13 protein-coding genes and 4 tRNA genes are annotated in these 15,289 nt (G+C 25.6%); 2 read left to right on the forward strand and 15 right to left on the reverse strand.

Annotated features, from left to right (window positions below; all coding sequences use genetic code 11):
* Positions 1 to 177 precede the first annotated feature (177 nt).
* From CHTY_RS00895 to CHTY_RS00905, 3 genes are all read right to left on the reverse strand, one after another.
* Entirely contained in the window at positions 178 to 2,193 is a 2,016-nt protein-coding gene (locus CHTY_RS00895; RefSeq protein WP_203552056.1) for a rolling circle replication-associated protein, read from the reverse strand.
* A 445-nt stretch (positions 2,194 to 2,638) separates the two neighbouring features.
* The gene (locus tag CHTY_RS00900; protein ID WP_203552057.1) at positions 2,639 to 2,809 is read right to left on the reverse strand and encodes a hypothetical protein; all 171 of its coding nucleotides are present in this window, start codon (positions 2,807 to 2,809) and stop codon (positions 2,639 to 2,641) included.
* A 1,192-nt stretch (positions 2,810 to 4,001) separates the two neighbouring features.
* A complete protein-coding gene (locus tag CHTY_RS00905) occupies positions 4,002 to 4,733 on the reverse strand; it encodes an amino acid ABC transporter ATP-binding protein (protein WP_203552058.1) in 732 nt (243 codons plus the stop codon).
* 559 nt (positions 4,734 to 5,292) lie between these two features.
* Between CHTY_RS00905 and CHTY_RS00910 the strand changes: the two genes are divergently transcribed.
* On the forward strand, positions 5,293 to 5,895 hold the full coding sequence (locus tag CHTY_RS00910; RefSeq protein WP_203552059.1) for a hypothetical protein: 603 nt from the start codon (positions 5,293 to 5,295) through the stop codon (positions 5,893 to 5,895).
* Positions 5,888 to 6,334: a hypothetical protein gene (locus tag CHTY_RS00915; RefSeq protein WP_203552060.1), complete on the forward strand. Its 447-nt coding sequence runs from the start codon at positions 5,888 to 5,890 to the stop codon at positions 6,332 to 6,334. Before CHTY_RS00910 ends, CHTY_RS00915 begins: the two co-directional genes overlap by 8 nt.
* A 191-nt stretch (positions 6,335 to 6,525) precedes the next feature.
* Here the strand turns inward: CHTY_RS00915 and CHTY_RS00920 are convergent, their stop codons facing one another.
* From CHTY_RS00920 to CHTY_RS00975, 12 genes are all read right to left on the reverse strand, one after another.
* Complete coding sequence (locus tag CHTY_RS00920) at positions 6,526 to 6,729, reverse strand: hypothetical protein (protein WP_203552061.1); 204 nt, start codon at positions 6,727 to 6,729, stop codon at positions 6,526 to 6,528.
* A 308-nt stretch (positions 6,730 to 7,037) separates the two neighbouring features.
* Entirely contained in the window at positions 7,038 to 8,882 is a 1,845-nt protein-coding gene (locus CHTY_RS00925) for a DUF2779 domain-containing protein (protein WP_203552062.1), read from the reverse strand.
* Positions 8,883 to 9,037: 155 nt separating this feature from the next.
* Positions 9,038 to 9,490, reverse strand: a complete 453-nt coding sequence (smpB, locus tag CHTY_RS00930) for an SsrA-binding protein SmpB (protein WP_203552063.1) — start codon at positions 9,488 to 9,490, stop codon at positions 9,038 to 9,040.
* A gap of 139 nt (positions 9,491 to 9,629) precedes the next feature.
* Entirely contained in the window at positions 9,630 to 10,175 is a 546-nt protein-coding gene (locus CHTY_RS00935; protein ID WP_203552064.1) for an inorganic diphosphatase, read from the reverse strand.
* Positions 10,176 to 10,273: 98 nt separating this feature from the next.
* Entirely contained in the window at positions 10,274 to 11,005 is a 732-nt protein-coding gene (locus CHTY_RS00940; RefSeq protein WP_203552065.1) for a TrmH family RNA methyltransferase, read from the reverse strand.
* Between the two features lie 103 nt (positions 11,006 to 11,108).
* Positions 11,109 to 12,395, reverse strand: a complete 1,287-nt coding sequence (gene thiI / locus CHTY_RS00945; protein ID WP_203552066.1) for a tRNA uracil 4-sulfurtransferase ThiI — start codon at positions 12,393 to 12,395, stop codon at positions 11,109 to 11,111.
* 320 nt (positions 12,396 to 12,715) lie between these two features.
* Positions 12,716 to 13,396 (reverse strand): hypothetical protein, encoded by a 681-nt coding sequence (locus CHTY_RS00950; RefSeq protein WP_246454054.1) that lies wholly within the window; start codon positions 13,394 to 13,396, stop codon positions 12,716 to 12,718.
* Positions 13,397 to 13,796: 400 nt separating this feature from the next.
* Positions 13,797 to 13,871: transfer RNA gene (locus CHTY_RS00955), tRNA-Trp, on the reverse strand.
* 18 nt (positions 13,872 to 13,889) lie between these two features.
* Positions 13,890 to 13,972 (reverse strand) — tRNA-Leu (locus CHTY_RS00960).
* 36 nt (positions 13,973 to 14,008) lie between these two features.
* A tRNA-Gln gene (locus CHTY_RS00965) sits at positions 14,009 to 14,083 on the reverse strand.
* Positions 14,084 to 14,103: 20 nt separating this feature from the next.
* Positions 14,104 to 14,179 (reverse strand) — tRNA-His (locus tag CHTY_RS00970).
* A 677-nt stretch (positions 14,180 to 14,856) separates the two neighbouring features.
* Positions 14,857 to 15,279, reverse strand: a complete 423-nt coding sequence (locus tag CHTY_RS00975) for an HIT family protein (RefSeq protein WP_203552067.1) — start codon at positions 15,277 to 15,279, stop codon at positions 14,857 to 14,859.
* Positions 15,280 to 15,289: the final 10 nt, after the last annotated feature.

Genomic DNA, 15,289 nt, shown 5'->3' on the forward strand with positions numbered 1-15,289 from the left:
AAAAAAATCAACACAAAACACCCTTAATTTTATTTAATAAAATTAAGAGTTTTTTTTTATAGATGATTTATTATTTTATTATTATTTCCCGTAAACGCCTTTAAAAGTCATTTTAAAGCGTTTAAAGGGCCTTATAGATAATATATTATTTCCCCTTTCTAAGTATTTTTAGTATTTTTAGACATCCAAATAGTATGACATTGGTTTATCTCGTAGAACATCAAAATAGGCGTCGACCGGATCAACATAGTTGTTGAAATCTAAAAACATTTTCTCCTGTTCTAAATAAGTTCTTGGAACTTGTTTTTTTTTCATTTTTGAAAGTTTAAAAACTTTATTTAGTTTTTTACATAATTTATCATGTATTTTCTTGTTTAACGGTCTTGCTTGTTTTTCATAATTAATACTAAAATAAAACATTGATGCATAAGAATTATTTTTTAAATATTCTTCAATAAATGGTTTTTTGTCAGTTTCTAAATCTTTTTCACCATAATATTTTTTCTTTACTTTTTGAGTGTACCCAGTATAACTATCTTTTAAAACTAATTCATTTTCTTTCGAATTAAGTTTAGCGTTTAACATTTGTTCTACTAACATTTTTCTTAAAGGATGTTCTTTGTTATAGTCTAAAATGTTTTTAGCATAAAAACTAGTTATACTATAACCATCAATAGCTAAATCTTGTGGCAAATATTTTAAATATTTTTCAACAGGTGGTTTTTTACAATTTATCGAAAATTGAAATAACCTATAACCATTAATAAAATTGTGCCTTTGTTTAATTAACAATTTTAAACTATCATCACCAATTTTATTCAAATATTTACTAATATATTTTGAAATAATAGTAACCATATTTATAGTTGTTTCTTTTCTTATTAACTTACATTTTCTAACCTCTTTACATGATGTCTTATTATTTGATAGTTTGTGGTAAACTTGTAAGTTTTGAGAAATCGGATTTAATCTTTTAAGTTTAGGATTATTTTTTTTGACAGTATCAGCCCACATCTTAAAAACCTTAGGCACAACAACATTAGCAACGATTTCCCAACCGTTGTTTTTAGTATATTTTTTTTTATTTGATGATTTTTTATAGTAAGTTTCCTTTTCCAAAAACTCACTATTTTTGACAAGTCCTTTGTTTTGAACCATCATTTTATCATCAATTCCTAAAACTGTTAAATCAACATTTATCATAATATGAAAATGCCAAACCTCAGCTTTTTGGAGTTCACAAACCACAAAGTACTTTATTTTTTTAATTTCCTCTTTGATTTGGTCTTTGTTGTAATTCCTTGTTGTTTTTAAATATTTAGCATAATTCTTTTTAACTAAACGTAAAAACGATCTAAAATAGCTTTTAGTTTCCTTTAAGTCTTTTACCTCTTTTGACAAACAGCCGTTTGAATTATGATGAGCTAAGGTTAAAGTTACAAAACTAACTACTTTTTCCGTATGAAAATTATATACGGCTTTATGAAAAGCGTTTATTTTTGAAAGCATAATATTTCGTTTTGTATCTTTTCCTTGTTGTTGAATTAACGCAAAACGTTTAGGTGAATTATAAATAATTGCCTCCTGATATTCATAGTTTAAACGTCTAACATTTTGTAATAAATTATCTTGCTCTACCATTGTTAACTTTTTATACTCTAAAATATAGTCTAATTTATCTCTATTTTCCTCAGCATTTAATTTATTTTTACAATGTCTATATTTTTGTTCAAAAGTCATTTTTCTATAATCTAAGACTTTTCCATTTGCTCCTCGAACCCATGGTTCACCAAAGTTTCTTTCTACAAAATATATAATATATTCTTGATGTTTTCTAATTCCCTCTTTCCTTTTTTGAACCAAATCCAAAATCATATTAAACTTGGAATAGTCCATAAAAGCTACTTTTTGGCCTAAACCATAATCAACACTTTTAGCGTAAAATAATCTTTTTTCATATTCTTTTACCACCATTTCTAAGCCGCTTTGATACGCACTTAACGTTTCTAAATCTAAACAACTATAAAAATCTTTTACATCAATTCTATTAAAAATAGTATCATAGTTTTTAAAAGCATTATAAGACATTTTAATTTGTCTATTTTTCGTGTATTTATCATAATAAAAATTATTAACTAATCTTTGATTAGACATTAATATTTCATCAACAGATTTTTTTTTACATATGTTCATATATTTTATCCTCTCTCTTGTTAAACGCGTTTAAAGGCCCTTTAAACGCGTTTAAAGGGTATTGTAGATAATATATTAGCTTTAATATATAATCTTAAACAGCATTTTTAATTTTCATATCTTTTTATAGTTTCTCACAAAAGCAAATATTTTTCAATATAAAATAGCTTGGCCGTTTCATTTATCCGTCTTGTCAATCCTAACTCACAATATAACATTAAGCCCAAAATCTCACATAAAAAAATCTTTTTTTACGTTCGATTTTGTCAAGCTTAATGTTTGATATATTGTGAGGATTGACAAGCGGATGAAACGACCAAGCTCTCTTAAAAAAGACACTCTCTATTGTGTGAGGATTAGCCAAACGGAATCAACAAACACAGGTCTAAAAAAGAATTGCATTATAAGAAAAGAAAAAGAAAAAGAAAAAGAAAACCAACTTGCCTTAATAATTATTTTTTTTTCTTTTTATATTTACTGTTTTTTTTAGCGTAATTAAACCACTTTTACGACATTTCCAAACCAAATATTCATGACAATATTTTTTGCATTCTCTAACCAACTTGTCATAATATTTTTTCTCTGCTAGTGTTTGCGGTTTGTCTTTTTTTTCCATCTATTTTTCCCTCTTTCATATATTTTAACCTCTTTCCCTATATTATACACAATCCTTAATTTTTAATAAACAGTTTTTTTTCCATCTATTTTTTCCCTCTTTCATATATTTTAACCTCTTTCCCATTTAAACGCGTTTAAAGGCCATTTAAACGCGTTTAAAGGGTATTGTAGAATATATTACTTTTAATATATAATCTTAGATAGTATTTTTATTAAAAGTTTTAAAACATCAATTTTAATGTTATAATAAAATCGCTATCGAAAATTTAAACTTGGGAAGAGTTTATTTTTGATAGCATAATATTTCGTTTTGTATCTTTTTCTATATCTATCTTAAACACGTTTAAAGGGGCATTTAAACGTGTTTTTTTTCTTTCATATATTTTAATATTAATTTTAATGTTATAATAAAATTGCTTTGAAAAAGCCAAACCTCGGCTTTTTGGAGTTCACACACCACAAAGCATTTAAACTTTGAATAATCCATAAAAGTAAGGCAGTACAACCTGTCTTACTTTTTTTTTTCTCATATGTTCATTTTATCCTCTTTCCCCTTTAAACGCGTTTAAAGGGCATTTAAACGCGTTTAAAGGGCCTTATAGAATATATTATTTCTAATATATAATCTTAGATAATATTTTAATCTTAGATAGTATTTTTATTAAAATAATATCTTTATAAATAAAATAATAAAAAAGACAAAAAAAAAAGGTTAAAAAAGCAGTTTTTATGTTATAATAAAACTGCTTAGAACAATATTAGCAACGATTTTCCATTGTTCTTAGTATATTTTTTCTTATTTGATGATTCTTTATAGTAAGTTTCCTTTTCCAAAAACTCACTATTTTTTGACAAGTCCTTTGTTCTCTAAAAAAAAAGTAAGACAGCAAAAACTGTTTTACTTTTTTTTTTTTAATGTTATAATAAAATTGCTTTTAATACCTAATTTAGGTATTTTTTTTTATATCAAAAAAAAGTCCTGTTCCAGTTATCACTGTATTATCAAGGCAATTAATAATACAGTTAATTATGTTTAAGAGCATAATTTTTTATATTCAATAAGATATTTAAGCATTATTTGAATGAAAGTATGTGATTAAACTTTTTTAAAGAGATTAAAAGGAGCAAAAAGGATAAAATTTTTTGGATAAAACAAGGTTAAAATATTTTTATTTATGATAATAATTGATTTAAACTTCTTCAAAAAAAGCTTTTGATTTAGGATATTTATTAGTTTCAAAAATTTCTTTAGAAGTTCCTTTTTCAACGATTTCACCTTTTTCTAAAAAACAAATAGTATGAGAAACTTTTTTAGCGAAATTCATTTCATGAGTAATGATGACTAAAGTAATTTTTTTGTTATTAGATAGTTTTTGTAATACTCGTAAAACTTCATGAGTAGAATCAGGGTCAAGAGCTGAAGTAGGTTCATCTAGTAAAAGAATTTGAGGTTTCATACATAAAGCTCGAGCTATTGCCACACGTTGTTTTTGTCCTCCTGATAATAAGCTAACATCATAATTAACATAATCTTCTAAGCCCATTTCAGTTAACTTTTCAACAGCAATTGCTTCGGCGTCTTCTTGTGATGCTTTTAAAACTTTCATAGGAGCCAAACAACAGTTTTCTAAAACAGTTTTTCCTTCAAATAAATTAAAACTTTGAAACACCATTCCCACTTTAGTTCTTAATTCTGATAATTGAACACCTGGATCTAAAATATTTTGTTTATCTATTATAATTGCTCCTGAATCAGGGGTTTCTAAAAGATTTAAACACTTTAATAAAGTAGTTTTACCTGAACCAGAATGCCCAATAATAGTAATAATTTCCTTATCTTTAATTTTCAAATTCACATTTTTCAATATTTCTTGATCATTAAATTTTTTTCGTAAATTTTGGATTTCGATTAAATATTCCATTTTTTACTTCCTTTCGTTTTTCCGTTTTTTTGTTAAAGATAAAACTAATATTATGAAAGTACAGTTTATTTTTGTTTTATTTTTAAATTATTTTTTAGTTTATCAAAAACGTGATCATGATTGTCATGATTGCAATACAATTTAAAAATAACTTTAATATAAATTATATACTTTTTCAATTTTGAGGATTGTTTTTAATAAAAAAATAAAAGTATATTAATTATAATTATACATTATTTTATTTCATTGGTCAAGACATTTTTGATATTTTTTTAACAAAAACCATAAAATAATTGCCAAAGATGAGTTTTGGTGATATTTTAGTCTTTGTTTTAAGCAGATAAGCAGATAATAAGTAGATAAGATATATAAATATATTTCAAACTTAGTATATCTAATAATTTATATGTCAATTAATTTAATATGTCGATATTTTTTAATTATAAATCCATTTTTAAACCTTAAATTAATGATACTAAGTGTTTTTTTTGCAAAAAAAAAAAAAAAAGAGTATAATAGAAAATGTGTGATTAAAACTAAACAAAGGAGAAATAAAAATATGAATTTTATTAAAATTAAAAACACGTTAAAAAACCCAATTATCTTCATTTCAATTATTACCCTATCTACAGGAGCATTATTCGGTGGAATATTCGCCATCAGTCAATATCACAAAACCAAAACAGTAACCGAAACCACGGTAAACTTAGCACCCCGTCAAGACATCATCAAAATAGATAATGGTGAAACAAACTCTAAAAAATTATTAGTCCCTAAAGATGCCATCCTCTTTGACAACACAAAGGAAACCAAAGAAATAAAACACCAAGCAACAATCACTAACTTATCCCCAACAGAACAATTACACCTAAAAATAGGTAATCACGAAATCGAAATAAAAAACGATAACGCAATCTTAAAAGAACAAGTAAACAAATTGTTAAACATTAAATATTACTACAACCAAAACGGAACAGAGACAGAATATAACAATTCAAAACAACCAAAAATGAACCCCGGAGAAGCTAAAGACGTAATTATCAAAATAACCTTAAAGGAGGAAGAATTATCAGGTTTCTCAGAAGCTGACTTAAACACTTTTCGTACCAATTGGAAGAAAAATACAGTTAAAATTAACATACCAATTGAACTTGTTGAATAATGAACCTAGTTTCCCATATCATAATAATATCGCTTCCACAACCATAGAGTTCCAATTAAATGAATCAACTAATTCTAATCAAAAAATGCAACCTCTAAAACCCGAAAAGAAAAATCTCTCCAACGAACTCGATAATGATGAACTAAAAGCAAAACTTCTTGAATGCAAAACCAAAGAAGAAATTTGCCAACTTTTGCTTAACTACGGCATTATTAACCTTGATAATCGACATTTCGTCTCTTTCAAAAATCCAGAACAACCTTTTAACCCGCGATTTAACCCGCGATTTAACTTCGTGTCATGGCTCAACTGGCGAAACAGCTCCGAGTCACCCCTCATACCAAAAAAAATAACTATTCTCATCCGAGACGAAAACGACTATTTCGTTCAAGGCGAATGCGAAATCTCAGTTGCGCCAGGCTTCAGCTTAACCCCATAATCCCAAGAACCAATCTTTCAAGATTAGTTCTTTTTTTATGCTCAAAAAATTAATAAATACTAAGAAAACAGTGCACGTTCTTGTTTTTCTCTTAATGACTGAACTTTATATTTTAATAAAAGTCCTTTCTCTACTAAAAGTCCTTTTTTAGTAAGTTTTTTGGTTGTTGTTTACTTTCCATTTCTTTTCTCCTATTTATTAATTGTTAAATAAAAGGCCATAAATATAGAACCATGACTAACTACATTCCCTAAAAGCATTGAAATTAAAAAACTTAAAATTGATTTGTTTTTATCATAATATTTAATATAAAACTTTATAGCACCAATTGTATTCATTAAAAATACTACTAAATGCAATAACAACATTTTATGAATAAAAGTTAATTCTATCATTTTATTTTTTTACCAATCCTTTTTTTATTTAATTAAATAATAATCAACCGCACACAATAAACCATGACCTATTAAAGAACCACAAATTAAAACAGCTAAAAAATCTTTTATTGTCAAATATTGTCTTTTTTACTTACTTGATATATCATTACTTGACATTTTAATTTGTCCTTTTCAAAGACACTAAACTTAAATCAAAAAAACACTTTTTCAAAGTCCAACTTTTTGGTCTAAGCGCGCTTAATAAAAAAATTAAATGAGGGGTTGTTTTTTAAGTAATTAAATTGATTTTAAGTTTAATAATTAAATTAAACAACAATATCTTTAAAAGTAAGGTGAGGGAAATTACGATTTTTGTTTTTGATTTGTAAATTTTTTAAAATTTCTACCATGACCCAAGTATCTTGTTGACAATAACGTTGTAAAGCTTGATATTGCAATTGAAATTGTTTTTCAGACATCAAAGGTAATTGAATATAAGTTAAAAAAGCTTCGATACCATTTTGAACAACAAGATCAGCATAAGAAAGGTTGCAAAATAAAGGAGCCACTTTTTTAATGGAAAAAGACCCTTGTAAACAATGGTGATAAAAATTAATTCCTGTTGCTTTTTCTTTTGATAAACCTAATTTTTGATAAAAATTAGCATTCCCTTTTAAAAGATCTTTAAGATCAAAAATTCTGGTAATTAATTTTTCTAATTGTAAACGATATTCTGGAAATAACAAAGATAATTCTTTTAAACGGTTTTTTTCAAAAGACTGATGATAAACAATAATAGAGCCACCATCATCTTTAATGGCGTTGATTAACTTTGTAATTAATATTTTGCGATGATCTTGATGATTAGGAGCTAAAAAAGAAACATGATTTAATTCTTGATGACATGAATTGGGAGTTGCTTCAATGTGTAAAGAAAATTGAAAAAGAGAATGACTATAAGGTTTTTCTCCAAACAATCTAGGAAAAGGACATGGAAAAGATTCGAAATCTAAATAATAAAGAGGGTATTTTAAAGTTTTAAGACCTAATTCAATTTTATCAAAACAATAATAAGGAAGTTTGGTTGCTATCACTTTTTGTTGAATTCGGTTATCCAAGCGATGAAGATAATTAATAGGTACATCTAGCGTATGATAATACTTTTGTTCAATTAAATCTTCTAAATGATATTTTTTTTGACCATCACAGAAACCATGGTGATTAAATAAAAAGGTAAAAAGGCTGTTTTTAGGAGGTATTTTTTCATAAAAAGTTGCAATTTTTTCAGGTAAAAAATGTGTTTTAGTTAAATTTGATTGGTTTTTGTTAGATAAATGAAAAGTTAAAACATCGCTATCTTGTTCTAATATTTGTTGTCCTTGTTCGGTTATCAAAGTTAAATCAATAAAAGCCATTATATTAGGATCATCAAAAGAATTACAATTATTTTTTTTTAACACATAATCTGCATTAAATACAACTAAATAATATTTTCTTTTTTTCTTTTTTTGTGCTAATTTAAGGCTATTTTCAATAACTAATCTTTGATAAGTTAAATCATATATATATCGCCCTTCTTTTGAATCAGGATTTATTAATGTTTTTATTTTATCTTGATATAAAGGGTTAGCGATATTATCTTCGAAAAGATAAGGAGTTAAAAGATTGGGGTTTGTTTTTTGAAAAAAAGGATACTTTTGACCATTATTGTGTTTAAATTGCAATTGTAAAAATTTTTGACTAGTGGTTGCTTTAGCTTCAAAAATACGAATAGTTGTTTCATCTTCTTGATAGCCATCTAAAAAACAATATAATTGATGTTCTTTTTTTTGCATTTGAAACTTTTTTTGTTTGTGCGTTTCCAAAGAATAAACGATATTTCCTTGAAAATTATTTTTAAGATATTTGCCTAAAAGTATTTCTAATTGTTGATAATAAGGTTGCATAATTTCTAAATGTTTTTCATTTAAATTCGTCGTTTCTTGATCTTCATCATTATATGTTTGTAATAAAAAACTTATTTTTTTATCTAAAGTTTCTTCATTCATTAAAACTTTTAATTCATTAGAAAAATCTAGCAAAAATTGTTTTTTATTTTGATAAAGTGTTTTGTATTTTAAATATTTAAGCATTTTTAAAAATTTAATAAAACGAGTTTTTGAAATGTTCATAATCAACTTCCGTTAATTTCTAATTAGATTGGATAAACTTTTAAATTTTTAAGTCAAGTGATAAATGTTTTCAAAATTGTTTTTTTGATCTTTTATAAAATTTCGGAACAGGGCAGCTAACAAAAAAGAAATAATAGTTAATTCAATAAACTTTGTTATTGGTTAATTTTTTTTAAAGTTTTTTGAATTAATAAATTAGCATCTTTATTTTTTAAAGCATTTCGTTTATCATGTTTTTTTTTACCTTTAGCCAACACAATTTCTATTTTTACTAAATTTTTGTTAAAATAAACTTTTAAAGGAATCACTGAAAATCCTTGAGTTTTAATTTTATTTTGAATTTGGATAATTTCTTTTTTGAGTAATAAAAGTTTTTTGGTTCTATTTTCATCGCATTGCAAGCAACAACTGAAAGGGTAGTTTAAAATAACCATATTAACTATAAAAATCTCTTGATTTTTGATATAAATATAAGAATTAGTGAGATTGATTTTTCCTAAACGAATTGATTTAACTTCACTTCCTAATAATTGAATCCCTGCATGATATTTTTTTTTCTCTAAATAAAAATCATAAAATGCTTTTTTATTAGTAATTATTGTTTTCATAATCAAAAATACACTTTCTTATAAAATCTTACAAAAATTAAAAGAGAGGAAGCATTTAATGCTAATGCTTATGTGGTTACAAACTTAATTAAAGGTACATAAAATAACTAAAAGTGATTGTTGCAATTAAAAAATGAAATTACGCTTTTTTTAAATTTGGTTTAATAACTTGTTGATAACAAAGAATACTTTTTTCAATTGCCAGCAAAGCTGCTTCTTTCCCTTTGATATTTTCAATAGTTACGTTTTTATGTTCTAATTCTTTGTAATGTTGAAAAAAATGCTTTATTTCATCTAATAAAGAATTAGGAACATCTGTTAATTCATGGCAATGTTTCCAAAAAGCATCAGCTATTGGAACTGCAATAATTTTTTCATCTAATTCATGATTATCAATCATTTTAATAACACCCAAAGGACGGCATTCTACTAAAGTCATAGGAGCAAGGTTTTCTTGAGATAGAACTAAAACATCTAAAGGATCATTGTCTTCACAATGAGTTAAGGGGATAAAGCCATAATTAGCGGGGTATCTGAAGGAAGTAGTTAAAAAACGATCTATCATTAACATTCCTGTTTCCTTATCGATTTCATATTTTTTTTTACTTCCTTGAGGAATTTCAATAACTGCAATAAATTTGTCTTTTGTAATTCTTTTAGGATTAATGTCGTGTAATATGTTCATTGTTTCAACCTTTTTATTCTTTCTTTTTTCTTTGCTTCTTTTTTTTTGTTTCGGGTTTGTTGTTTTTAAATATTTTAATTATGTAGTAAAAATTAATCTTATAAAAGATACATCAAAATACTACCAGCAACTGCTACATTCAAACTTTCTACTTGTTGAGTTTGAATATTTAAACAATAATCAGCAAGTGATGTTACTGTAAGAGAAATGCCTGATCCTTCGTTTCCTAAAATTAAAATTTTTTTTAAATAAGATTTAGCCTTTTCCAAAGAAATATTAGCTTTTTGATGTGGTAAAGTGATAAAAACTGGATATCCTTTTTGTTTAGCTTGTTCTAAAAACTTTTTAATGTTGCCTCTTTGCAAAACAAGGTTAAATAAAGCCCCTTGACTAGCTCTGATGGTTTTTTCATGATAAAAATCAGCGCTATTAAAACTAAGAAAAATTTGATTAAAACCAAAAGCAACTGCGCTACGCATTAAAGCGCCAAGATTTGCAGGATCTTGAATATCTTCTAATACTAAAATTTTATTATGAATCAAATCCAATTCAGATGATAAAGCGAATTGACAAAGGGCTATTTGATCAAAAACTGTTTTTGTTTGAGACAATTCTTTCATTAATTCAGGAGCAATAAAAATCCCTTTTTTGGTATGAGAAGATGTGTAAATTTCTATAAAAAAGTTGTTTTTATTATTTTTTTGTTCTTGTTCAGCTTGTTCAATTAAATGATCGCCATATATTAAAAATTGTTGGTATAAATCGCGATATTTTTTTAATTTTAACTTTTTTAACTTTCTAAAAGTAGGATTTTGTTTAGAAGTAATCATTTAATTTCCCTTTTAAATAATTCTTATTTCAATGAAACTAATAATTTTAGCGTTAATAAATTCATATTAACTCAATTTGTGCTTTTCATTAAAGTATTCTTGTTTATTTTTTTAAAACTATTTTTTGATTTGGATTTTGTTGACAAAAATTAGCAACCGCTTCTTGAACATCAAAAAAACCAAAATCTAAAATATTAAATGATGAGTTTTCTTTAATTTTTAAAGTAATTGTTTTTTCTAAAATAATCTTCAATAGATCTTGATAGTCAAAAAAACACTCTTCTCGTTCGGCTTTTAAAATATTAGGTTTAGTTGCAGGGGATTTAGGTAAATAAAGGGTACAACAATCTTGAAAAGGGCGAACAGAAATGTTAAAAGTATCAATATGCTTAGCAATTCTAATGATTTCACCTTTGTCCATAGTAATCAAAGGTCTTAAAATATTGATATTGGTAACTTGTTCAATAGTTTGCATACTTTCTAAAGTTTGACTAGCTACTTGTCCTACTGATTCCCCATTAATTAAACATAAATGCTTGTTTGAATGTGCGAAATTAGCGGCTAAACGGTACATCATTCGACGCATAATATTAATAATATAAGAGTCAGAAACCTTTTTGCTGATAACCTCTTGCAAAGATCTAAAAGGGACCAAATGCAATTTTATTTGATTGTTAATAGAATAGCGACTTAAAATTTTTGTTAAATCAATAACTTTTTGAACCGATTCTAAAGGAGTTAAAGGGGTTGATTCAAAATGAAATAATTCTACTACAATTCCTTTTTTCATTGCTAAATAAGCCGCTACTGGAGAATCAATTCCGCCGCTTAAAAGCACTAAACCTTTTCCAATAGAAGAGTTAGGAAATCCTCCTAAAGCTTCTTTTTGGTCATCATTGCAATAAAGATAAACTGTTTCTTTTCTAATTTCAATATTTAAAATCACTTGTGGTTGTTTAACATCAACATGCAATAATTTTGTAAAAGGTTCTAAAATCAAAGGAGCGATTTTTTGAGTTAATTCCATGCTAGTTAAAAAAAAGCTTTTATCTTTTCGAGTAACTTCAATTTTAAACAAAACCTGTTTATTAATTTTTTCTTTTAGCAAAGAACAAGCTTGTTTTACGATGTCATCAAGATTTTTTTGAGCTTGAGTAGCTATTACAAATGAAGAAATACCTGATACATAAGATAATCTTGTTAAAATTTGTTTTTCTAAATTTAAAGGATAATCTATATAAGCATAATCATGTTTAATTTGCAAATCGATATTATTTAAGTCTTTTGTTTTGTTTTGTAAAATTTTTTTTAATTTTTGAATAAAATATATTTTATTTTTACCTTTTAAAAACAATTCTCCAAAGCGTATTAAAATTCTTTTGTTATTCACGCAAATAGCCTCACCATTAGTATGCTATGTTAATAAATTAACATTTTTACAATATATTTGTGTTTTTAAAATTAAAAATTAAGTTTAAAATAATAAACGACATTAAAATGACATCAACTTTTTTAATAAGATATTTTAAAAAATAAAAGATAAAAAATTAATTTTTCACGTTCTTATTATAACATTATAATATTTTTCAAGATAACTTTTTTCTTATTTTTGAATTATATTTCTGCACATTTTTGCAATTATAAAAATCAAAAAACCACCACTTTATCAAAAAAAGTGATGGGCGATATTAATAAATATTTAAAAAATATTTATTTGTTAAGTTGTTGATGCTTTTGCCGTACTAAGGCTTTGTTAATGTATAAAAAATCTTCTGGATTGACATATAATATACGATCATCTGAGCTATAATAAGTTTTTTTTGTATCGTCTTTTAAAATTTCAAATTGCATTTCTTCGACATTAGTTAATTTTTCTAAAATTCGTCTTAAAGTTTGAGGTATTTCATCCAAAAAATTTTTAGGCGAATTAGCATGAAGTCTTTTTTGATTTTCTTCCAATTCCATCATTTTTTGTTTCATTTCTAATTCAAACAATTTTTGATTAAAATACGTTTCCATCATTTTTTGTTTCATTTCTAAAAAATCAGTTTTTGATGTATCGTTTTTTTTATTATCCATCATTTCTAATAATTTTAAATTAATTAAGCAATTGGGATCAAAATCTTTGTTATTGATTAAAATATTTGGTAAATGACTTGAATTATCCCCACCACTTTTACTTTGTGATTCTTTGTTTTTTTTAGAATGACTAAAGGCTGCCGCAAGGGAAAAATTAATGCGATAAATAAGCGTAATTATCTTAATAACTAATTTCCCTAAAAGGAATATCACAACCGGAAAAAAAACAACAATCAAACCAATCATAATCGCTAATTCATGTTTATTATAATTTTGAATTTTATCAATAATTTCAGATATTAAAAGTAGCAAAAAATTACCCCTATTCAAAAGTATTTGTTATACTTTGCAATTTTACCATAAAACAATAACACAATAACATACAATTAAAATTAATTATTTTGTTTCAATAACCAAATAAATTCTTAAACTTACAACTTTATTTAATCAAAAAAAAACAAAATTGTCAATTAGTTGATGCAATATTTTTAACTTTTACCTCTTTTTTGTCTATTTTACCCCCTTTTGGCGTTATTTGGAAATTAAAAAAACTCCAACAATAAGTTTTTGTTGGAGTTAAATAAGTTTTATTTTAATATAGTTAACCAAAATAAAAAGGATTTCCCGTATAAAAAACCTTTTTATTTTAATTAATAATGATTGTTTGATAAATATTTTATAATTAAAAAAATAAAATTATAATATCTTTTAGTGGCAGGGATATCAGGATTCGAACCCGAACGAGCGGTTTTGGAGACCGTTATGCTACCGTTGACATCATATCCCTTTGAACAAGTGAGGTTTGTGGTACGGGTGACAGGATTTGAACCTGCACGCTACAAGCGCTAGATCCTAAATCTAGTGCGTCTACCATTCCGCCACACCCGCTTAAATTTGATTTTATTAATTATAAAATTAAAAAAATGGCAGACCCAGCTGGATTTGAACCAACGAATCACGGAGTCAAAGTCCGTTGCCTTACCACTTGGCTATGGGCCTTAATATAATATTTTGTGTTTTGGGGCGGCTGATGGGAATCGAACCCACGCATATCGGCGCCACAAGCCGCCGCGTTAACCACTTCGCCACAACCGCCAACTTTTTTTAATATTTCAACAACATAAAATATTATACCTTGAATTTGTCCTTTTGTAAAGTCTAAAAAAAGAATTTTATACAAAAAAATCTCAGTTAGACCAAAAGGCTGGATTTTTAAAAATGATAGAAATTGGAACGAAGAAATAAGGAAGTTTTGTTTTTTCGTTCTTCATATACATGTATTAGCGTTTTTTCTAAAAAAAAGGTGTATAAAAATTTGTTTTTTGATTTTTTTGGAAATGACGGAAAACGGTTTTATTTAGTAAATTTTTAATTTGTTAATTAAAAAATAGAAAAGCTGTTTGATATAAATTTAGCTAAGTTTTATTGTAAAACGTCAAAATGGGGCAAAATTTTGAGTTTTTGAGCTATTACAAAAAATGTTTTTTTATTATTGTATTGTTTGAAAGGAAAATTTTAAAATTGATGATTTTTATGGAAAAATGGTTGTTTTTTTAGTTAAAAGTTTAAAATTTGAAGAAATTTTGTTTGATTTGCGGACGATTTTCGTTGTTTTGTTAGTCTGTTTAAAAATTTTCGTCGGAGATTTTGTTGCGATGCTAAACAAGAAAAGAAAAAACATTGTTGAAATTTTTCTACGTCGCTATATAAAAAGCGAAAAAAAATTTTGAAAGTTTTTTTATTTTTATTGGTGTTTTTGTTAAGTTATTTGTTTATCTCTTATGCCAATTTTTAAGAATAGTATTTTGAATGTTTTCATAATCACTTGCTGTTAAGCTATTCATATTATTAGATGTTTTAATTTTAACTTCATTTTTATCAAAACGAGGAATTAAATGAACATGATAATGAAAAACAGTTTGTCCTGCAATTTCACCATTGTTATTTAATAAATTAATTCCTTGAGCGTGAAAAGAATTAATCAACACTTTACTAATTTTATGAACAATTTTAAATAAATGTGTAAAAATAGCCTCAGGAACATCTGCAATATTTTGATATTCTTTTTTAGTTATAACTAAAGTATGACCTTTGGTAAATTGAGTAACATCTAAAAAAGCTATTACTAAATCATCTTCATAAATCACATAACTAGGTATTTGTTTTTGAATAATTTTTGTAAAAATAGTTGACATAAAAACCTCT

The sequence above is a fragment of the Candidatus Phytoplasma meliae genome (assembly GCF_016876135.2).